Here is a 21,026-nt window from a genome sequence, read left to right as displayed (position 1 = left end):
AATGCAGGTAATTTTTTGTTTATCGGTTTGCACCCTGCGGCAATGGCGATTACAACTACATGATGAATAGCGGCTCATCTGCCAGAGCCGGTGCGTAAAAAATTGAGGTAATTAGAATGAATCAGGTTTCACGTCGCCAACTCTTAAAAAGCCTGGGTGCGATGGGCCTTATCGCCGGCGCCCCCAACGTTTTTGGCAACAATCTTGCTCGCAAGCGCATAGGTGTTGCACTGGTAGGGCTGGGCTACTACAGCCGCGATTTACTCGCACCAGCCCTGCAAATGACTAAACACTGTTATCTCGCTGGCATAGTGACCGGCTCACCGGGAAAAATTCCACAGTGGCAAAAAAATTATCGTATTGCCGATTACAACGTCTACAACTACGACAATATGCATCAACTGGCCAACAACCCGGATATCGATGTGGTCTACGTTGTAACCCCTACCGGCACCCACAAAAAATTTACTGAAATCGCTGCAAATGCAGGCAAACACGTGTGGTGTGAAAAGCCCATGGCGATGAATGAACAAGAATGCCAGGACATGATTGCTGTCTGCAAAAAAAATAAAGTGCAGTTGACCATTGGCTATCGCATGCAACACGAGCCAAATACGCAGCGCATTATTCAACTCGCCAAACAAAAACCTTACGGCGATATTAAAACCATTATTGCGGAAGCGGGTTACAACGGCACAGGTGCCAGCCATTCGTGGCGCGCCGACCCGGCAATGGGTGGCGGTGCCATGTATGACATGGGTGTATACCCTCTCAATGCTGCACGCTACACCGCCGGTGAAGAACCCATCGCCGTTACCTCCGCGACTATGAGCAGCACCACCGAAGTGTATAAAAATGTGGATGAAACAACGCGCTTTGAATTGGAATTTGCCAGCGGTGCACGCGCTGTGTGCGCCACCAGCTACGCACAAAGCATGAATCAATTACGAGCGGAATGCGCAAAGGGTTGGTACGAATTAAAACCGTTTCAATCCTACAGCGGCGTAAAAGGCAGCACCAGCGATGGCATCATCCTGCCGCCTGCACCTGAGAATCAACAAGCGCGCCAAATGGATAACGACGCGCTCGCCATTATCAACAACTCACCCGTATTGGTTCCCGGCGAAGAAGGCATGAAAGATATAATTATCGTAGAAGCGATTTTTAAAGCAGCAAAAGAAGCCAAACGCATTGTGCTATAACGCGAAATGCACACTCCCGTGATTAATGCGGGAGTGTGTTTTCAGTTGAAATCAAAACACCTCTGCTACGCGCGCCTGAAACCAAATAATGACCGGATAAGCGGCAGACCAGATCCAAAAAAAACGATTCAAACCAAACAAACACGCATTAGCCAAATGAAATAAGGCGGCAATCACCAGCGCAATAATTAATATCGTTTGATTCAGCAAAGCCAGCGGAAAAATCAGCTCAAAAATAATTATCCCCCAGGACATAACCCATAACACTTGCGGCCTCTGCGCCCACAATCGCACTCGTTCACTCACCGGATAAGCACTCAGCGCAAATACCTGTTGCAAGGCAGTCCCACTACGCCACTGGGCATTAATAACTTTGACCCAACCAGATTGAAAATAAGAAAGCATTAATTGCAACGCTAAATAACCCAGTGCGATTTCTTGCCAATAACGGGTCGGTGCCAGGTGTGACAACCATAAACACAGCAGTACCAACAAAGTCATGGTATCGCTGCCACCGTTGTAAGGCCCTTGGTAGCGCGTGACAAATAGTAACGCAGTCACCAGCAATGCCGATTCAACCAGTAACGGCTGCAAACCCAACATCAATAAGATTGCCAAACACGCGCGAATTAACCCAAGTGTTTTTTCCGCTGCTAAACCGCGCATAAATTCCAGACTCTGCTGAAAAATTGCGAAGCCCAAGATAATCTCCGCCAAACGAACGGCTAATTCCAGTGTCATTACTTACCACCTGCCGCTTGCAACAAAAAAGGTTGGGAGATAAATACAACCTCATCACGCACCTGCCCCGCGTCAAATTCTATAGCGCGAATACGAAACACCAGATATTGGGAGGCGTCATCAACATTCATTTCCCGATTAAATACCGCATTAACCAAACGTACACCAATTTCCTGCGCATAAAAATCAGAAGGGCCTTCAAACAAATGCTCTGCACAAGTGTTGATATACAAGCGTTCATTCCATATCGGGTTGTGCAATAAGCGCCGCACGCCCGCAGCAAACCCCACTTGCTCAGGTAAAGATCTAAACGGCAACCATGCTTGTGGCTCAGCATTTTTTTCCGCGATAAATGCCACATCAATACGCGGCGACGGGCCAATGCTGCTGAAGAAGCGCCAGGAGGGAAAAAGAATGGGGAATAAAAGTTTTATCATCCGAATCTCGATTGTTATAGGTCACACAATCAAATGAAAAGGGCGCAATAAATTGCGCCCTATACTGCATAATTACAAAAAATCAAACCGCTTTATGTTTTAACTTCTCAATCTCATCGCGCAGTTTTGCGGCCACTTCAAACTCCAGATCTTTCGCGGCTTGGAACATTTGTTTTTCCATTAGCTCGATGGTTTTCCAAATATCCTTTGGATTAACATCAACGGTGTATTTACCGCTACGCTCGGCAATTGCCATGGCTTTATTGCGCGCGCTGCGGCCGCCAGCACCGGGGGCGACTGAGCTTTCCAAAATATCGGCGATACTTTTGTTGATACCTTTAGGAGTGATACCGTGTTTAAGGTTGTGCGCAACTTGTTTTTCGCGACGGCGATCGGTTTCTTCAATCGCGCGTTGCATGGAGCCAGTAATGCGGTCGGCGTAGAGAATCGCCTTACCATTGACGTTACGCGCAGCGCGGCCAATGGTTTGGATGAGGGAGCGATCCGACCGCAAAAAGCCTTCTTTATCTGCATCTAAAATCGCTACCAGTGACACCTCTGGCATGTCCAAACCTTCACGTAACAGGTTAATACCCACCAGCACATCGAATTGCCCCAAACGTAAATCGCGAATAATTTCTACGCGCTCCACCGTATCAATATCCGAGTGTAAATAGCGAATGCGTACGCCGTGTTCAGCGAGGTATTCAGTTAAATCTTCCGCCATGCGCTTGGTGAGTACCGTAATTAATACACGATCCCCTTTTTCCACGCGCAGGCGAATTTCAGAGAGCACATCATCCACTTGGGCAGTGGCCGGGCGAATTTCAATTTCCGGGTCGATCAAACCGGTGGGGCGAACCACCTGTTCAACGACCTGCCCTTGCTTCTCTTCTTCGTATTTTCCGGGAGTTGCCGACACCATAATCATTTGCGGGGCTATATGCTCCCACTCATCAAAACGCATGGGGCGGTTATCCAGTGCCGAGGGCAAACGGAAACCGTATTCCACCAGTGTTTCTTTACGCGAGCGGTCGCCCTTGTACATAGCGCCAATTTGCGGAATGGTCACATGGCTTTCATCGATAACAAGCAATGCGTCTTGCGGCAAATAATCAAACAAAGTGGGTGGAGCTTCGCCGGAGTTACGGCCGGATAAGTAGCGCGAATAGTTTTCGATGCCGTTGCAGTAACCTAACTCTTGCATCATTTCCAAATCGTAGCGGGTGCGCTGCTCCAAGCGCTGCGCTTCTACCAATTTATTATTTTCACGCAGATATTCCAGACGGGTACGCAATTCTTCTTTGATATTTTCAATCGCTTCCAGAATTTGCTCGCGCGGAGTCACGTAGTGGGATTTTGGATAAATAGTAAAACGCGGAACTTTTTGCAGCACCTCACCGGTGAGCGGATCAAAAATAGAAATTTGCTCGACTTCATCATCAAATAACTCAATGCGCACGGCTTCAATATCAGAATCAGCAGGATAGATATCAATCACTTCGCCGCGCACACGATAAGTCGCACGCGCAAAATCCATATCGTTACGGGTGTATTGCAATTCAGCAAGGCGGCGCAAAATTTGGCGCTGATCAATTTTGTCACCGCGTACCACGTGCAACAACATTTTCATGTAAGCGTCCGGGTCGCCCAAACCATAAATGGCTGATACTGAGGCGATAATAATCGCGTCCTTCCGCTCCAGCAGCGCCTTGGTGGCTGACAAGCGCATCTGCTCAATATGCTCGTTTACCGCTGAATCCTTTTCAATAAAGGTATCGGAGGACGGCACATAGGCTTCGGGTTGGTAATAGTCGTAATAGGAAACAAAATATTCCACCGCATTGTTTGGGAAGAATTCTTTGAACTCCCCATACAACTGCGCGGCCAGGGTTTTGTTGTGCGCCATAATCAGCGTGGGGCGCTGCACTTGCGCAATCACATTGGCGATGGTGAAGGTTTTGCCGGAACCGGTAACCCCCAGCAGGGTCTGGTGCGATAGCCCAGCCTCTATCCCCTGCACCAAGCCGGCGATGGCGGTGGGCTGATCCCCGGCGGGGGCGAATTCACTATTAACGACAAATTGCTTGGACATAAGAACTCAATAATGAATTAAAAAAGTGATTGTAACTAAAACTGATCGGGATCAGGATTCATTTATGTCATGAATCCAATGAAGGAGGTTTCTATGAGCGAGTTCCGCACCGAGCACGACAGCATGGGTGAGGTTCAAGTCCCTAAAACCGCGCTCTATGGCGCCCAAACCCAACGCGCACTGGATAATTTTGCTATTAGTAGCCTCACACTGCCCCCGCGCTTTATTCACGCCGTGGTGCACATCAAAAAAGCGGCGGCACTGGCCAATCAGGAGCTCGGGTTGCTCGATAGCGACCTTGCCTGGGCAATTGCGGCAGCGTGCGACAGTATCCTTGCGGGGCATTACGTAGACCAGTTCCCGGTAGATGTATTCCAAACCGGCTCTGGCACCAGCACCAACATGAATGTAAATGAAGTGATTGCCCATATCGCCAGCGATTTGGCCGGGCAGAAGGTGCACGCCAATGACCAGGTAAACATGAGCCAAAGCAGTAATGATGTGATTCCCAGCGCCATTCACGTCAGCGCCGCCCTCGCCCTTAAACAGCAACTTTTCCCTGCGCTGGAAGAACTGCACACCAGTCTGCTCGGTAAAGCGGAAGCGTTACACGAGGTAGTGAAAACCGGCCGCACCCATTTAATGGATGCCATGCCCCTGACCTTTGGCCAGGAATTGGAAGGCTGGGCCAGTCAAATTGAAAGCAATTATGTGCGTTTACAAATGGCGCTGCCGCAGTTGCTGCGCTTGGCACAAGGTGGCACCGCAGTAGGTACTGGCATTAATGCACACCCGGAATTTGCCAGTAAAGTGACTGAGTATTTATCCGAAGCGACTGGTTTAATTTTTATGCCCGGCGATAATTTTTTTGCCTTAATGAGCGCGCAAGACACCGCTGTAGCAATTTCCGGTCAGTTAAAAACCCTCGCCGTGAGCCTGATGAAAATCGCCAACGATTTACGTTGGATGAACTCCGGCCCACTCGCGGGCATTGGCGAAATTAATCTAAAACCGCTGCAACCTGGCTCATCGATTATGCCCGGCAAAGTAAACCCGGTTATTCCTGAAGCCGTGTGTATGGTGTGCGCACAAGTGATGGGCAACGACGTGAGTATTGGCATTGCCGGACAATCGGGAAACTTTCAATTGAATGTGATGTTGCCGCTGATTGCTTACAACCTATTGCAGTCGATTGAATTGCTGAGTAACGCTTGCAATGAGTTGGCCGATAAAACGATTGCGACTTTCACGGTTAATCACACTAGCATCGAAAAAGCGCTGGCACAAAATCCGATTCTGGTAACGGCCTTAAATCCATTAATCGGTTATGAGAAAGCAGCGGCTATCGCCAAACAGGCTTATGCCGAAGGGCGTGCGATTATTGATGTTGCGCAGGAGCAGAGTGGATTAAGTCGGGAGCAATTAGAGCAATTGCTAAACCCCGAAAAATTAACGCGTGGCGGGTTGTAATCGAAAGGTTAAATCAAAGGAAGGGATTCGTAATAGCCTCTGAGACTGTGGGAGACAGGATGTCGACGACAAGCCCCCATGGATGGGTTTACGGCGTGTCTCAGAGGCTATTACGGAGCCCTTCCGTGGGCGATCTCTTTAAAAAATGAGTAGTGATAAATTCTTGTTAAGAATTATTTTTCAAAACTAATATCCTGCAACGACAATTCGCCAGAGGTTTTATTTTCCACTTTGAGTTGCAAATACAATTCACTAAACCCCGAAGTCGGCGTTACTGCAATAGTGCTGCGCTGATAGGTTTTGAGTTCTGCGCCAGATGACAGCACACCAGCAGCAATCACCTCGCCCTCTGCGTTATTACGACGCAATTCAAATTGCCAGGCAGCCGCTTCTTTAAAGAAAAAAGCGCCTACTTGTAGCGACTTAATCTGCGTTAAATCAAAACTGCCCAATGCAAAACCAGACCAGTCAGTGGTCGCAGGCATTTGAATTGTTTTAATTTCACGGAAGGTATGGCGTTTAACATCTTTACTCGCGCGCGCACCATCAAACACACTGTCAAGGTCAACCCGATGCGGGATAAGTGAAAAGATTTTATTCACCGCAATAGCAGACATTCCGTTAACCGGTTTATCGCTATAACTCACCGCCAATGAATAGGCTTCACCTTGGGCCACAAAAGGTGTGTTATCCAATAAGCGCTGCTGAGTTGCCTGGTGCGCATTGAGCGACAACTTTCCTGCCAAGGGTAAGGATGCTACAGCCGCCTCTTCTTTATTGAGTGACAATATATAAGTCGCCAAGACTTTCAGGTCTGCTTCGCCCAAGCCAGAGAACGCAGGCATGTTCATCTCACCCCATACACCGCTACCGCCATTGCCAATTTTTTTCACCAAATAGGCCATAGCATTGGGATCGTCCTGATATTTTTTGGCAACTTCACGCAATGCCGGGCCTACAACTTTTTCATCCAGTTTGTGGCAACTTAAACAATTATTCGCATCGAGTAAATTTTTTGCTTGATCGCTAATGCTAGCCAGTTGATGCCCTTGTGCACCCGCTTGTTGTGCAGCGCTATAACGGAGTTGCACATTAGGATTATTGTTAGTGATGGTTTTTATAGCACCATCTTCCAAGTCATTAATCTCTAATTGATAAGCAAAACTACTGGTGTCGCCCCAGAAGAAGGATTTATTTTGCGCGGAAACCAATTCGATAGTGGCCGGTTCATTACCAATTTCCAATTGCTGGCTGGCGGTTGCAGTCGCACCATGAACATCAGTGATCTGCAAACTCAGCGTAAAAGTTCCCGCCTCGGAAAACGGCAGCTCCAGGTCACGGGCATTACCTAAATCCTTACTCGCACAACCATCGTTGGCACAGGTCAGTGTCCACTGGTAGCGAATTGCATCGCCATCCAAATCAGTTGATTCAGCAGCGGATGCTTGAATGTGTGCGGGTAAACCAGCCTGGTTTTTATTCAAAGTAATCACAGCTAAGGGTGGGCGATTACCCGCGCCGACATATTCAATACGCGCCAAGCGTGCATCCGGATTGCCAGTAAACCAGGACATGCCGTACTCCAATACGTAGAGTGTACCGTCTGGAGAAAAACGGGTATCAATCGGCAAGGCATAACTAATTTGCGGAGCAAAAGGCTCAATTTTTTGAATACGCCCCTGCTCATCAAAAGTCACTGCCTTTACCCAGGCGCGCATAAAATCCGCAATAAACAATTTGTTGTCGTAGTAAGCCGGATAACGATTTATCGATTCCGGATAATCATTTGCACGGTAAACATCAGCAACCAAGGCGGTGCGCCCGCCCACACCCAACTCGGGAAATATTTCTGAAGCGGCATAGGGGTACGCAATAAACGCAGGCTGTGCCGGTGGCAATTGTTTTGCACCGGTATTGAGTGCAGACACATTCATCGGCGCATTGACATCAGCAGTTTCACCACCTTTTTGATTGATGTAATCAAACATTTTGTAAGGACGATTTTGACCAATCACCAGCGGCCAGCCAAAATTTCCTGCCGCAGTCACACGATTAACTTCATCGTAACCACGGGGACCTTTTTCGTCCGAATCAACGTTTGCATCAGGGCCTACATCGCCGTAAAACAAGGTGTTGGTTTTTTTATCGAAGGTAATGCTGTAGGGGTTGCGCGCACCCATCACATAAATTTCCGGACGACCTTGGCTGGCGTCTGAAAATAAATTACCGGCGGGAATGTCATAGGTGCCGTCTGCGTTAGGCTTAATGCGCAAAACTTTACCGCGCAAATCCTGAGTATTACCGGGAGCGCGTAAGCCATCGTTCTTTTTCATGTCCGGGCGAAAATCCAGCGGCGCATAACCATCCTGATCATGGGGATTGGTATTGTCGCCGGTAGAAAAAAACAATTCGCCGTTATTGCCAAACTGCAAATCGCCACCGGTATGACAGCAGTTGTTGTCTATGCCGTAGCGCAAAATTTCCTTTTCGGTGCTGGTATCTACCTGATTATTGCGCCACTCAAAACGCGATAATTTTTGGTAAAAATTGTTTTGCTCGTCTTTCACATTAAAAGCGACATAAACCCAATTAGTGCGCGAAAAATCCGGGTCAATGGCTACACCGATTAAACCCCACTCCTGGATCTTGTTGTACTCAACCGCAATAGTTCCCGCGTCATGTGCGGCACCCGTTTTATAATCAACACGGGTAAACATACCGGGGCGCAAGGCGATCAGCGCATCGCCATTGGGGAAGAAATCAAACTTGACCGGCTCGTTTAAATTTTCGATTAAGGTCTTTTTAACAAAGCGATTATTTTCCGGGCGCGACTTGCTGTAATCCAATTGCGGTGCTGAGCCTTCACGATAATTCAACCCTACCGAATAACGAATGCCACCTAACAAATGCTGTATAAAGTGCGCATTAGAAAAAGTTTCCGCGGTATGCCCCAAGCCAGTATAAAACGAGCGACCACCGTCATATTCGTGATACCAGGAAATGGGATGATCGTGGCCATGCTCACCGCCTTGATAAGTAGATTCATCCACCTTGGCGAGCACATTAATAAACTCGTACATGTCGCGGAAGTTGTACCACTCGTCATTTATCTCAAAGTGATCAGGTAATCCCTTGGTGGATTCATGATTTTTATTGGTGATATCAACACGCGCCAATTGCACATTGCTCGGCACGCTGGGGTGATTTTTAAACACGGCGCCGACCAGGTTGCGATACCAAAACCAATCGCCACCCGATTCAGTATCGGTCGCCGCATGGATTCCCACGAAACCGCCACCCGCCTGAATGTAGCGCTCCATGGCTAACTCTTGTTGCTCGTTCAATACATCGCTGGTGGTATTTAAAAATACCACCGCGTTGAACTTCGCCAGCTCCGCATCGTTAAACAATGCTGAATCTTCCGTTGCAAGCACAGTGAAATTATTTTCACTGGCCAGTTTTTTTAATGCCTCAATGCCGGCGGGAATGGAATCGTGGCGCCAGCCATTGGTTTTGCTAAACACCAACACATGAGCGCCCGTGAGGCTGGTTACCTCGGCAGGTGGCTGCACAGTATTTTTGTCGGGCGCAGAATTGGGCGCTGAAGATTGATCGCTACAGGCTTGTAGGAAAAGTGCGGACGCCAAACCGAGCGCCACAACTAATGGAAAATGCTTTATAGATGAAAATAAACGAATCATAGACCTGCCTATTTATAGAAATACGTTTTTATCGGGGCTGTTTTGTGGGTGTGTCGTTGTTGAGGAGCAAAAAAAAAGCCACTTATTGTAACAGTGACTTTTAGGTATTGCGTAGGGGTTTACGCTTGTAAACGCTTCTTAGCGAATCACTCAAGATTTCTCCAGCCAGCGCTGTAACCGCTCCTCCAACTCGTCGTAACGAATCGGTTTGGTGATGTGATCATCCATACCCGCCGACAAATACACCTCTTGATCCGTTTCAGTCTGGGTGGAGGTTACGGCCACAATGGGTAAATGATGCATGCTGTGGGTATTGTGCTCATACTGACGAATCTTTTCGGTGGCAGTTATGCTGTCCTGTTCCTTCATGTCGTAATCCATAAGGATCAAATCGAACCGCTCTTTGGTAACAATTTCAACGGCCTCAAGGCCATTCTGGGCAACTTGCACATAGCAGCCTAATTTTTTTAGCATCGCACTAATTACCATTTGATCAACGCGGTGATCTTCCACCAGCAATACCCTAGGCACTACCGCTAAACCAACAGATTCTTGCGCAGAAGTTTTCCGCTCATCTTCACCGCCCGGGTTCAATAGTTTTTGCACGGCAACATCGTGTAAACGACGGCGCATAATGGGTTTTTCAATCACACTCACTTGCGGGTTAGAACGCAAATGGAGTTTCATTTCCGGGCTATCGCTCTGCAAAATACTCATTGCAATAATTTGTTTAACCCCCGCAACATCCGGTTGATGGGTAATTTCACGGGAGAGCGCCAAACCATTCATATTATTGAGCTTGGTAAAAATCAGCACCAAATCAAACGGTGCTCCTGCATTAGCCTGCTCGCGCAACTTGGTAATTGCTTGCTCCTGACCTGCGACTATCGCTGTCGTCATGCCCCACGCGTTAATTTCATCGGCTAATACATTGCCATTATGGTCTGGCAAATCCACCAGTAGCGCGCGTTTGCCACGCAGTTTTTGCTCGGAACCAAAACGACGGTCCTCATGGGATACCACTTGCAACGCAACATTAATAAAAATGCGATTGCCGCGATTTTTATTTTCGCGCAGGTGAATACTGCCGCCCATACACTCCGCCAGCCCCTTACAAATGGACAGACCAATACCGCGATAATTACTTTCCCGTGATTCAGCGTCCTGATCTGCATTCACATTCTTTTCGCTATCGCTAATCACTACTTGTAATTCGCCCAGATCATCCTGATCCTGATGAAAACGCGCTTCGATAAATACATGTTCAATGCGACTGGCTTTGAGTGTGTGATTAAGTAGCGTCGCCAGAATTTGATTCAAGCGTGCGGCATCGCCGCGCACTCGCAGTGGCATGGCTGGGTCAAAGCTGTAATAGAGTTCTACGCCTTGTTGGTGTGCATCCAGCGCGAAATCCTGCACAAATTTTTCCAGCACCCGGCGCAAATCAAACTCAACTTCATCGAGCACCAGAGTTTTAGTGGTGATTTTTGAAAAGTCGACGACATTATTTACTAGATCGATTTGTCGCCCTGTTGCCTTATTGGCCATCATCAACAACTCACGATGATGTTCGGATAACTGGCTGTCATCAATTAAAGACAAGGTACTCATCACATCGCTAATAGAGGAGCGAATTTCCTGCCCGAGATTTACCAAAAATTCATTTTTTAATTCAATCTGCGCCTGTGAGCTACGCTTCTCGTTTTCCAAGCCCTGGGCGCGTTCACGTAATGAAAAGTGCGCTTCAAGCCGCTCCCAGTAAGCTAGGGATGTAACCTTCCCCTGATGTGCCAACATGATGTAAAACGTCAGCATGATACAGCCGTAAAGCACACCTTCCGCCGTTCCCAACATAATCGCGGTAATCGCGGCTGGCACTTGGCCGATGGCGAGGTAGATACTCAAAAAGCGGGTGTAAGGCGCAAACACATTGGCAACACTGGAATAGAACACCACTGAATAAAGCCACATCACCAATGTTTCACCGCGCATGCCCTGCACCCAGGTCAGGGTGACCAGAATAAAACTCCACCAGGCAGCACCCAGACAGGAGGCGAAAAAATATTGGTTACGCCAGCGTGCGGGTGCGCGAGCATAGAGGCTATCAAAGCGGAACAAGTAGTAACTGCGCACCAGCGTCACCAGTAGCAAACCGGTCACCAGCACTATCGCCAGGTTGTGTTCTTTTTCTTGAAAGTTGCCAAACGCCAGGCACAACACAAACACAATGAAATTAAGGATAAGCCCACGGCGGCTGTATTTGGCCACCCGCGCATCGGTCTCGCGCATGATGGCGCGGTCTTTCTGAACCTTGGTGGCGGGAACAAAAAAATGAAACATAGTGTATCCAACTGGGTGTGCGTGAACTGGGGGATATTCCGGCGGTAAGCGAAAATCACCCTCTAGCCAAGAATATGAACAAACACTTCTTTAATCACAAAAACCATGATGGCAAAACCCAACACCCCAAAGAGTACAAAGGTACCAAACTTACCGGCTTTGGATTTTTTGGCCAGATCCCACACAATAAAAAACATAAACAGGATTAGCCCACCACCACAGAGGTACATGCCCCAGGTTTCAAGTTGCTCAAGCGTCATAATCGGTTAAATCCGGGTCTAGTAAGCGGAATTTCGCAGGGGCGCCATTGTAGCGAAAAGCCTCTGCCAAGTTTAGCGTTAATCGCCGCTAATGCCGCTTTATCACCGCTGATAACCGGCACGACTTGCCCGAAAATAGACGCGGGCGCACAATAGCCACCCTTTTATATCGCCCCCGTCAGGCACCCTATCTATTTCCTTGAACTTCATTTAGGTACTTTAATGCGCATCTCCAAAATTATTGCCGCCCTGCTTATTAGTTTGTGCTTATCAGCCTGTGTGTCTTCATTGCTTATAGGTAATCAATTGCAAAGCAAGCTTATGTGGTCATTTCTAAAACCCTTAGTGGGTTTTGACCCGAATGAAGTCAACTTTTTTGAAGCGCCTATTATCAAGGACCGCATGACTGCCATTCTTGGTGATAAATACGAACCCACCATGAAATTGCTACGCACCGCGCAGGAGATCCAACAGGAAGGCGCATTGTTTTATGTTGCTTCGCGCTATGCGCCCTCCCAAGTACAAGCTGTCACGGATAAGGCCGGCCTGGTGTGGAATTCGCAAACTAACCAGATGGCAGTAATGCTGATAAAAGATGGCAAGTCAGAAATTTTTTCTGAGCAGATCGCTGGTGCTAAAGAAGCGATTACGCCGGTGTTTCCGCAAGAATTGCAAAATGCCTACAGTAAAGCACAGGAGATTCAAAAAACCCTGAACGCTCCTGCTGAGGCTATGGGGGAAGCGCTGGATAAAAAACTAGATTCGACTATTGATAATGTAAAACAAGAACAAAAAAATAAAATAGACAGCACTATTAATGATGCCATCAACCAACAAATACCCGATGCGCAACAACCAGCAACCAATTAAATGAATCCAGGCCTGTAACAAATATCCCTCTAAAGCATCTATAACGCAGGATTAGTTATAGGTGCTTGTATGTTTTTATCTCTCAGTAAAATACATTCTTGTTTTGACTACGCACTAACCCCTGTGATTCAGGGCAGCAGTAGTCTTGCTTCACTCGGTTTGCGCCTGTATCTCGCCCCGGTATTTTGGATGGCAGGCATGAATAAACTCAGCGCATTTGAAGATACCGTCACCTGGTTTGGCAATAGCGACTGGGGCCTTGGGCTTCCTTTACCCTGGCTGATGGCGGCACTCGCTACCGCAACAGAACTGGCAGGTGCCGCGTTGTTAACGCTTGGTTTATTTACTCGCTTAATCAGCATTCCACTCATAGCCACTATGTTGGTTGCTATTTTTGCCGTTCACTGGGGCAACGGCTGGCAAGCAATTGCCGATGCACAAGCCCCCTTTGCCAACGAGCAAGTAGTTGCTGCAACAGAAAAACTGGAACGTGCGCAACAAATTCTGCAAACCCATGGCAATTACGAATGGCTCACTGCCAGTGGTAAGTTTGTCATTCTGAATAACGGCATTGAATTTGCCACTACTTATCTACTTATGTTGTTGGCATTAGTGGCGATGGGTGGTGGCAAATACCACAGCTTGGATTATTGGCTGTACCACTGGTCTTTAAAAAAGGGTTATTTTTTAAAAAAATGGCAACAAATACTGCGCCCAGATAAAAGCGAATGATAAGCTTGAACCGACTTTTATCTACGGAAAATCCACCATGGTGCAATGCCACAAGCAAGAATCAGGAACGCAAACTCATGGATGAAGGCCTGCTCATCAAGCAACTGATTGCAGGTGAAGACGGTGCGTTTCGCCAGCTTATCGCCCAACACCATTCGCTGATGCTCAATATTGCCCGCGCTATTATCGGCGATGCGTTTGCGGATGAAGTAGTTCAGGAGGCCTGGGTTTCCGTGTATAAAAATATCGCCAGCTTTGAGCGTCGCTCCTCTTTAAAAACCTGGCTCATGACAATTGTGAGCAATCAAGCCAAAGCGCGTATGCGCAAAGAATCGCGTCAGGTTTCACTGGAACAACTGGATGGCGACACACCCGGCAGTTATTTGGATGGCAGCCACTTTCAAACTAATGGTCATTGGGCGCAACCGACACCGCGTTGGAATAATGAATCACCCGAGGCACTACTGGAAGAAAAACAACTGCAGCGCTGTATTGCCAAAACCTTAACGCTGCTGCCGCATGCACAAAAAACCGCGTTTATTCTGCGCGATGTAGAACAGCAATCGTTTGAAGATATTTGCAGCCTGCTCAATGTAAGCGCTGCCAACGCGCGGGTACTGGTACATCGCGCCCGCCTCACTCTCATGCAAGTTATTGATCGCTATCAGGAGACCGGTACATGTTGAGTTGTAAACAAGTCGCCAGTTTGGCCAGCGACTATCTCGAAAACAATACTCCATTAAAATGGCAAATACGCTTGCACTTGCTTATGTGTGCTAATTGCCGTCGCTTTGTAAAACACCTGGACATAACACGTAAGGTCAGCGCAGGCTTAGTAGCTGAGGCACCCAATACTGAAGCCATAGCCGATGCGGAGAAAATTCTGCAAAAAGTAAAGGCGCAGATTAAAGCGGGATCATCAGCGGACTAAAATTGCTACCATTCTAATTCAACTTACCCAAGGAGTAGCATTTGGATTTTGCAGTAGAAACATTGATGTTTTTATTTATCGCCGCCGCAATCGCCGGTTTTATGGACACCTTGGCAGGTGGTGGCGGGCTCATTACGATTCCCGCGCTGGTTGTATCTGGCGTACCACCATTGGCCGCGCTAGGTACGAATAAATTGCAGAGTTGTTTTGGCTCAGGAACGTCGAGTTTTCTCTTATTCAAACGCAAAAAAATACACTGGCAAGAATTGCGACCTATGATGATCGCCGCCTTTATGGGTTCGGTGCTGGGAACAGTAATAGTGCAATTTATCGATACCAAAGTATTGGGGTTTATGATCCCGCTAGTACTGGTTATTATCGCGATTTATTTTATTGCAGCGCCCTACTTAAAACTCGAATCGTCTGAACCAAGAATGACTGCCAGCCTGTATCAAAAAACGGTAGTGCCTACGATAGGTGTTTACGACGGTATGTTTGGCCCCGGCACTGGTTCTTTTTTAGCTGTTGCAGGTGTGAGTTTGCGCGGACTGGAATTAATTAACGCTACCGCCATTGCAAAACCACTCAACTTTGCCACTAACATCGCCTCGTTAATTGTATTTATTTTTGCCGGGCAAATTATGTGGCTCGCAGGTTTGACGATGATTGTCGGGCAAATACTCGGTGCCTGGATGGGGTCACACTACTTATTTAAAGTGAACCCAAAAGTTTTACGAATCCTCATTGTTAGTATTTGTTTGCTCATGTTAGGGCAATATTGGTACAAACAACTCGCTGCATAACGCATTTGGCTTTGGCATAAGGAAATTTATTTACATGAAGAGCGATATGAACTTATCCACCCGCCTTGTGATAGCACTACTCGCAACGTCTGTAAGTGCGTGTGTGGTCACACCTAAAAAAGTGGCGAGCTTTGATACAAAATGCATGGTTTCCACCCAAAAAATTGAACTCACCACAGAGCAAGTACAAATATTCAACGATGTGGACTGTATTACCCATAGCTGCAAAATGGAATTGATGGGCGCAGCAGTATCGTCGGCGCTGATCACTACTACCAGCGCGATTGTCTCAGGCTCTATTGCACTGGTGGGGAATACACTTTATTGGGCGGAAAGTCAGGGAAAATGCCCCAACACAATTCAACAAGAAGCACAGCCTCCACATCAAGAGCCAAATAAAATTGATGAAAAATATTTGATTCAGGAAGAAGTAATAAGCGTTAAATCCTGATTTTATTATTGACATCGCGATTAGCGGCGATGGGGCGCTGATCAACCACCGCCCTGCCCGACTTTGCCATGCGATCATAAAGAAGCACATTGACGGTTGCTGCTAAATTCATACAGCCAATGGTGGGAATATAAACAACATGCTGGCACTGCTCGATAATATCTTTTTTAAGTGAACCATCTTCCGGGCCAAAAATATAATAGGCATTTTCCGGGTGAATAAAATCCATTAAGGGTGTTGCCCCTTCAATCAATTCAATAGCAACCAAAACAGCCCCCTCAGCCAACGCGCCTGTTTGCGCAGCATCTTCAAGCTGATCTACATGCTGCAAACAAATTTTACTGGCGGCATTTTTTGTATCGGCAGAAAATTTACGCGCGCGATCAAAACGTTCACCGGTGTAAAAAACACCGCTTGCCTCATAACAACCAGCCGCGCGCATAATCATGCCGACATTCGCCGGACTTTTGGGGTTAACCAAGCCGATAAAGGCTGTTGGTGTTTGCATGGTGATGAACTCTATTTAAAAATGTATTACGAGAGACGGTGTTTAAAATCGACATAGTCAAACTCACGCACCATATTTAGCTCATTGGTGCGCGAATCCCACAGGGCAATTGCCGGCAAATTAATACCGTTAAATGTAGTGGTCTTTACCATGGTGTAATGTGCCATATCATCAAACATTAAACGCTGACCGACTTGCAGCGGCTGCGCAAATGAATAATCCCCAATCACATCACCCGCTAAACAGGTCATACCACCCAAGCGATAATTATGTGCAAACTCATTGGGCATACCCGCCCCAATAACATCGGCACGGTAAGGCATTTCCAATACATCAGGCATATGGCACGTAGCGGAGGTATCGAGAATTGCCTGCGCCATAGTGTTCCAGGTAATATCCAACACTTCCGCGACCAATACCCCGCTGCGAATCGCGACCGCCTCACCAGGCTCCAAATAAACCTGCAATTTATGACTCGCCATAAACGATTTAATCACGGCGATTAAGTCATCAACTTGATAATTCTCGCGGCTGATATGATGACCACCACCAAAATTAATCCATTGAATGCGCGAAAAATATTTTCCAAACTTTTCCTCTACCGCCGTTAAGGTGCGCACCAGCGGTGGTAAATCCTGTTGGCAAAGGGTGTGAAAATGCAGCCCACTAATTCCATCCAATAATGACGGATCATCTGCAACGGCCTGCTCAAATTGCACAATGGGAACCCCCATCCTAGAACAGGGCGCACACGGATCGTAAAGCTCGACCTCCCCTTCGGAATGCTCGGGGTTAATACGAATCCCAAACTGCAACTCGGGGCGAGCTTGTTGCGCCGCCAAGGCAAGCGATTTAAATCGAGACCACTGTGAAAATGAATTAAACAGCACATGATCAGCGACTTGTAAAATCTCGATTAAATCTGCCTCTTTGTAAGCCGCCGAATAACAATGGACTTCACCACCAAACTCTTCGCGCCCCAAACGCGCCTCGTGCAAACCACTCGCACAGCTACCGGAAAGATATTTGCGAAACAAAGGCGCCAAGCGCCAGCAAGAAAACGCTTTTAATGCAGCCAGTACTTTCGCCCCACTTTCTCGCTGCACACGGTTAAGGATTTTTAAATTATCTTCCACCGCCGCTTTATCAATGACAAAACAAGGCGATGGAACCAAAGCTGGATTAAAGTGGGTGAAATATTCGCGTTTCTGCATCGATCAACCTTCAATTGCTTTAGGGTCAACTTCGACGACTTGCCAGGGCAGACCGTATTTATTCAAGTCTTCCATAAACGGATCCGGATCGTATTGTTCCATATTCCATACACCCGGTTTTTTCCATTTCCCTTCCAAAATCATTTTGGCACCAATCATCGCAGGCACACCGGTGGTGTAAGAAATTGCTTGGGATTTCACCTCGCGGTAGCACTCCTGATGATCGCACACGTTGTATACAAACATGGCGACCGGCTTACCATCTTTCAAACCTTGCGCAAAACAACCGATGCAAGTTTTTCCTTTGGTCAGCGGGCCAAGGCTTGCGGGATCTGGAAGCAGAGCTTTTAAAAATTGCAGGGGCACTATTTCGCGACCTTCAAACATGACCGGCTCAATTCCCGTCATGCCCACATTGCCGAGCACTTCCAGATGTTTTAAATAATTATCCGAGAAGGTCATCCAAAAACGCGCGCGTTTAATTTCAGGAAAATGTTTTACCAGAGACTCAAGTTCTTCGTGGTACATCATGTAGATTTTTTTGGGACCAATCTCGGCGGGAAAATCAAACACCTGATTGACTGACAATGGAGGCGTTTCAACCCAGGTACCATTTTCCCAATAGCGACCATTGGCGGTCACTTCGCGAATATTAATTTCCGGATTGAAATTGGTTGCAAACGGCAAGCCATGGTCACCCGCATTACAATCAATAATATCCAAGTAATGAATTTCATCGAAATAATGTTTTTTCAAATAGGCGGTGTAAACATTGGTTACACCCGGATCAAAACCGGAACCCAATAACGCCGTTAAACCGGCATGTTTAAATTTGTCTTGATAGGCCCACTGCCATGAATATTCAAACTTGGCAGTATCCAACGGTTCGTAATTGGCGGTATCCAGATAATCCACACCCGTTTCCAAACAGGCATCCATAATAGTCAGGTCTTGATAAGGTAATGCCACATTGATTACTAAATCTGGTTTTTCAGCATTAATTAGCGCCACCAATTCCGGTACATTATCGGCGTCCACCTGTGCGGTTTTAATCGGACGAGTTAATTGTGCGGCAATCGCCTTGCATTTTGATTCGGTACGGCTCGCAAGCACAATCTCGGAAAACACCTCTGGCAGCTGTGCACATTTATGCACTACTACTCCGCTAACACCACCTGCACCAATAATTAATACTTTTGCCATCTAAGGCCTCCCATTAGAATAAAAAATGACATGCCTAGAGCGCATACTAAGCACGAGGAGTCGTAAGGATTATTTTTCGAAATAGGTATAACCGCGCAAACTTTCAGAATAAGCCGATAACATTTGTTGCCGGTCAGCAATACTGATTACACCGTCGCGCACAGCTTGCTCAGCAGTTTGGCGAAATTGTTCATAAAGTGAATTGGGTTTGTACTCCACGTAACTCAGCACATCGGCAATACTGTCGCCGTGTAATTCATGCACGAAATCAATGCTCTTATCGGCATTGATACGCACACTGGCCACGTTAGTGTCGCCAAATAAATTGTGGAGATCACCCAAGGTTTCTTGATAAGCACCCACCAGAAAAACACCCAAGTAATATTCGTCGCCGGCATTAATGGCATGCAGCGGTAAAGTGGTGGACTCACCTGCCGAGGTCGCAAACTTTTGTAACTTTCCATCACAATCACACGTGAGGTCAGCGATGATCGCTTGACGTGTTGGCTCCTCATTTAACCGGTGAATCGGCATCACCGGAAAAATCTGACCAATCGCCCAAGAGTCTGGCAAAGATTGAAACACACTAAAATTGCCGTAATAAATATCGGCCAACAATTGCGGCAAACTTTCCAGCTCCGCAGGAATGCGCTTCATTTGCGGTAATAAGGCCGCGATTTTTTGCAGCGCGGCGAGATAAATATTTTCACCCAATACCCGGTGGCGCAAACTGATGTCGCCCGAGTGAAATAAATCGCGAATTTTGTCGCGATAATAAATAACGTCGTTATAGGATTCTTGTAAATTTGCAACCCGAATAACCGAGAGTGTATGCCAGAGGTTGGCAATCATTTCATGACAACCCGCAGGCAATGACTCAGGCATGGCCGTAGGTTCAAAATGCGTTACATCAAGAATATTAAATAATAATACGGATGTATGCGCGACCGTGGCACGCCCGGATTCTGTAACAATCGTTGGATGCGGGATTTGGTGTTGATCCAGACTTTCCTGAATCGCTTCCACCACATCGATACAATATTCTTGTACCGAATAATTACGGCTGTGACCATTGGTGCTGCAAGTACCATCGTAATCAATTGCCAAACCGCCGCCCAAATCCAAATACCCCAGCGGCGCGCCCTCGCCTACCAGTTCAATATAATAGCGGCAGGCTTCCAACACACCCGCCCGAATACTGCGAATATTGGGAATTTGTGAACCCAAATGAAAATGCAATAATTGGAAACAATGCAGCAAATTTGCATCGCGTAGCGTGTCAATCACGCTCACCAGCTCATTGGTATTGAGACCAAATAAACTGCGATCACCACTGTCTTCGCTCCAATGCCCTTCGACTTTGGTAGACAGTTTTAACCGCACACCAATCAGTGGTTCTACATCAAGACTACGACTGCATTCAATGACTGATTGTAATTCGCTCAAGGTTTCCAGCACAAAAAAACATTTGAATCCAAGCTTGCGCGCTTGCAAACCAAGTGAAATAAATTCGGAGTCTTTGTAACCGTTGCAGATAATTAAACTGTCGCGATTCGTCAAGGTTGCAAGGGCAATCATTAACTCAGCTTTACTGCCCGCTTCAAGGCCATGATTGTAGCGCTCACCAAAACGGGCGATTTCCGCAATCACATTACTTTGCTGATTCACCTTAATAGGAAACGCGCCGCGATAGCAGCCTTGGTAGCCGCTCACCTCAATAGCTTGTGCAAAGGAATCGTTAAGGATACTGATGCGTGAATCGAGGATATTTTCCACACGCAACAATACGGGCATTTGCAGTCCACGCTGCTGCAGACCATCCACAATACTCATCAGTGAAACACTAGTCTCACCATCAACATTGGGTGCGCGGACAATAACTTCCCCTTCCGGGGAAATGCCAAAATAACCGTTACTCCACTCATCTATGCCATAAAGTTCGGCGGAAGTACGTGAAGACCAAACTGCTGCTTGCTCAGAAGTATTCAATATGATTCAACCCTGCTAAGGAACGGGCAAGCCCGCCGGATGGAAATAATTTCTTCTCGAGTGCAGGTTCAAAGCGACC

18 protein-coding genes are annotated in these 21,026 nt (G+C 47.1%); 8 read left to right on the top strand and 10 right to left on the bottom strand.

The window, feature by feature from the left end:
- Positions 1-116: 116 nt before the first annotated feature.
- Entirely contained in the window at positions 117-1,202 is a 1,086-nt protein-coding gene (locus tag O59_RS06160; RefSeq protein WP_007640621.1) for a Gfo/Idh/MocA family protein, read from the top strand.
- 51 nt (positions 1,203-1,253) lie between these two features.
- Here the strand turns inward: O59_RS06160 and O59_RS06155 are convergent, their stop codons facing one another.
- The 3 genes from O59_RS06155 to uvrB form a co-directional block, all read right to left on the bottom strand.
- Positions 1,254-1,943 carry an HTTM domain-containing protein gene (locus tag O59_RS06155; RefSeq protein ID WP_007640620.1) on the bottom strand — a complete coding sequence of 230 codons (690 nt, stop codon included), beginning with the start codon at positions 1,941-1,943 and terminating at the stop codon, positions 1,254-1,256.
- Positions 1,943-2,380: a hypothetical protein gene (locus O59_RS20935; RefSeq protein ID WP_007640619.1), complete on the bottom strand. Its 438-nt coding sequence runs from the start codon at positions 2,378-2,380 to the stop codon at positions 1,943-1,945. Before O59_RS20935 ends, O59_RS06155 begins: the two co-directional genes overlap by 1 nt.
- Before the next feature lie 82 nt (positions 2,381-2,462).
- Positions 2,463-4,475, bottom strand: coding sequence for an excinuclease ABC subunit UvrB (gene uvrB, locus O59_RS06145; protein ID WP_007640618.1), 2,013 nt, complete (start codon positions 4,473-4,475; stop codon positions 2,463-2,465).
- 93 nt (positions 4,476-4,568) lie between these two features.
- Here uvrB and O59_RS06140 point away from each other — a divergent pair, with 93 nt between their 5' ends.
- Positions 4,569-5,945: an aspartate ammonia-lyase gene (locus tag O59_RS06140; protein ID WP_157152498.1), complete on the top strand. Its 1,377-nt coding sequence runs from the start codon at positions 4,569-4,571 to the stop codon at positions 5,943-5,945.
- Positions 5,946-6,118: 173 nt separating this feature from the next.
- Here the strand turns inward: O59_RS06140 and O59_RS06135 are convergent, their stop codons facing one another.
- From O59_RS06135 to O59_RS06125, 3 genes are all read right to left on the bottom strand, one after another.
- Entirely contained in the window at positions 6,119-9,646 is a 3,528-nt protein-coding gene (locus O59_RS06135; protein WP_007640616.1) for a ThuA domain-containing protein, read from the bottom strand.
- A gap of 150 nt (positions 9,647-9,796) precedes the next feature.
- Positions 9,797-11,986, bottom strand: a complete 2,190-nt coding sequence (locus O59_RS06130) for a response regulator (protein WP_007640615.1) — start codon at positions 11,984-11,986, stop codon at positions 9,797-9,799.
- Positions 11,987-12,048: 62 nt separating this feature from the next.
- Positions 12,049-12,246 (bottom strand): DUF2788 domain-containing protein, encoded by a 198-nt coding sequence (locus tag O59_RS06125; protein ID WP_007640614.1) that lies wholly within the window; start codon positions 12,244-12,246, stop codon positions 12,049-12,051.
- Between the two features lie 321 nt (positions 12,247-12,567).
- Here O59_RS06125 and O59_RS06120 point away from each other — a divergent pair, with 321 nt between their 5' ends.
- The 6 genes from O59_RS06120 (at position 12,568) to O59_RS06095 (ending at position 16,033) form a co-directional block, all read left to right on the top strand.
- Positions 12,568-13,116, top strand: coding sequence for a hypothetical protein (locus tag O59_RS06120; RefSeq protein ID WP_151057435.1), 549 nt, complete (start codon positions 12,568-12,570; stop codon positions 13,114-13,116).
- A gap of 69 nt (positions 13,117-13,185) precedes the next feature.
- Positions 13,186-13,848 (top strand): DoxX family protein, encoded by a 663-nt coding sequence (locus O59_RS06115; RefSeq protein WP_050976981.1) that lies wholly within the window; start codon positions 13,186-13,188, stop codon positions 13,846-13,848.
- Between the two features lie 77 nt (positions 13,849-13,925).
- Positions 13,926-14,534 carry an RNA polymerase sigma factor gene (locus O59_RS06110; protein WP_007640609.1) on the top strand — a complete coding sequence of 203 codons (609 nt, stop codon included), beginning with the start codon at positions 13,926-13,928 and terminating at the stop codon, positions 14,532-14,534.
- A complete protein-coding gene (locus tag O59_RS21820; protein ID WP_007640607.1) occupies positions 14,528-14,779 on the top strand; it encodes a zf-HC2 domain-containing protein in 252 nt (83 codons plus the stop codon). The genes O59_RS06110 and O59_RS21820 overlap by 7 nt, the downstream gene beginning before the upstream one ends.
- 41 nt (positions 14,780-14,820) lie before the next feature.
- On the top strand, positions 14,821-15,582 hold the full coding sequence (locus O59_RS06100; RefSeq protein ID WP_007640605.1) for a TSUP family transporter: 762 nt from the start codon (positions 14,821-14,823) through the stop codon (positions 15,580-15,582).
- Positions 15,583-15,628: 46 nt separating this feature from the next.
- Positions 15,629-16,033: a hypothetical protein gene (locus O59_RS06095; RefSeq protein WP_157152497.1), complete on the top strand. Its 405-nt coding sequence runs from the start codon at positions 15,629-15,631 to the stop codon at positions 16,031-16,033.
- Here the strand turns inward: O59_RS06095 and O59_RS06090 are convergent.
- The 4 genes from O59_RS06090 to speA all read right to left on the bottom strand — a co-directional run bounded on the left by O59_RS06090 (position 16,023) and on the right by speA (position 20,947).
- Positions 16,023-16,541: an RNA methyltransferase gene (locus O59_RS06090; RefSeq protein WP_007640601.1), complete on the bottom strand. Its 519-nt coding sequence runs from the start codon at positions 16,539-16,541 to the stop codon at positions 16,023-16,025. The genes O59_RS06095 and O59_RS06090 overlap by 11 nt on opposite strands.
- 26 nt (positions 16,542-16,567) lie before the next feature.
- On the bottom strand, positions 16,568-17,755 hold the full coding sequence (nspC, locus tag O59_RS06085; protein WP_007640599.1) for a carboxynorspermidine decarboxylase: 1,188 nt from the start codon (positions 17,753-17,755) through the stop codon (positions 16,568-16,570).
- Positions 17,756-17,758: 3 nt separating this feature from the next.
- On the bottom strand, positions 17,759-18,958 hold the full coding sequence (locus O59_RS06080) for a saccharopine dehydrogenase family protein (protein WP_007640597.1): 1,200 nt from the start codon (positions 18,956-18,958) through the stop codon (positions 17,759-17,761).
- A 69-nt stretch (positions 18,959-19,027) separates the two neighbouring features.
- On the bottom strand, positions 19,028-20,947 hold the full coding sequence (gene speA / locus O59_RS06075; protein WP_007640596.1) for a biosynthetic arginine decarboxylase: 1,920 nt from the start codon (positions 20,945-20,947) through the stop codon (positions 19,028-19,030).
- Between the last annotated feature and the right edge of the window lie 79 nt (positions 20,948-21,026).

The organism is Cellvibrio sp. BR (genome assembly GCF_000263355.1).
In the GTDB taxonomy this organism is placed as follows: Bacteria; Pseudomonadota; Gammaproteobacteria; order Pseudomonadales; family Cellvibrionaceae; genus Cellvibrio.
This window is presented reverse-complemented; position numbering and strand designations above follow the sequence as displayed.

Bases quoted from the DNA above. Each gene is read 5' to 3' on its own strand.
- O59_RS06120 (WP_151057435.1), top strand. From the start codon at position 12,568: ATGTGGTCATTTCTAAAACCCTTAGTGGGTTTTGACCCGAATGAAGTC.
- O59_RS06155 (WP_007640620.1), bottom strand. From the start codon at position 1,943: ATGACACTGGAATTAGCCGTTCGTTTGGCGGAGATTATCTTGGGCTTC.
- O59_RS06130 (WP_007640615.1), bottom strand. From the start codon at position 11,986: ATGTTTCATTTTTTTGTTCCCGCCACCAAGGTTCAGAAAGACCGCGCC.
- O59_RS06090 (WP_007640601.1), bottom strand. From the start codon at position 16,541: ATGCAAACACCAACAGCCTTTATCGGCTTGGTTAACCCCAAAAGTCCG.
- O59_RS20935 (WP_007640619.1), bottom strand. From the start codon at position 2,380: ATGATAAAACTTTTATTCCCCATTCTTTTTCCCTCCTGGCGCTTCTTC.
- O59_RS06115 (WP_050976981.1), top strand. From the start codon at position 13,186: ATGTTTTTATCTCTCAGTAAAATACATTCTTGTTTTGACTACGCACTA.
- O59_RS06110 (WP_007640609.1), top strand. From the start codon at position 13,926: ATGGATGAAGGCCTGCTCATCAAGCAACTGATTGCAGGTGAAGACGGT.
- O59_RS21820 (WP_007640607.1), top strand. From the start codon at position 14,528: ATGTTGAGTTGTAAACAAGTCGCCAGTTTGGCCAGCGACTATCTCGAA.
- O59_RS06080 (WP_007640597.1), bottom strand. From the start codon at position 18,958: ATGGCAAAAGTATTAATTATTGGTGCAGGTGGTGTTAGCGGAGTAGTA.
- uvrB (WP_007640618.1), bottom strand. From the start codon at position 4,475: ATGTCCAAGCAATTTGTCGTTAATAGTGAATTCGCCCCCGCCGGGGAT.
- O59_RS06140 (WP_157152498.1), top strand. From the start codon at position 4,569: ATGAGCGAGTTCCGCACCGAGCACGACAGCATGGGTGAGGTTCAAGTC.
- O59_RS06125 (WP_007640614.1), bottom strand. From the start codon at position 12,246: ATGACGCTTGAGCAACTTGAAACCTGGGGCATGTACCTCTGTGGTGGT.
- O59_RS06160 (WP_007640621.1), top strand. From the start codon at position 117: ATGAATCAGGTTTCACGTCGCCAACTCTTAAAAAGCCTGGGTGCGATG.
- O59_RS06135 (WP_007640616.1), bottom strand. From the start codon at position 9,646: ATGATTCGTTTATTTTCATCTATAAAGCATTTTCCATTAGTTGTGGCG.
- O59_RS06095 (WP_157152497.1), top strand. From the start codon at position 15,629: ATGAACTTATCCACCCGCCTTGTGATAGCACTACTCGCAACGTCTGTA.
- nspC (WP_007640599.1), bottom strand. From the start codon at position 17,755: ATGCAGAAACGCGAATATTTCACCCACTTTAATCCAGCTTTGGTTCCA.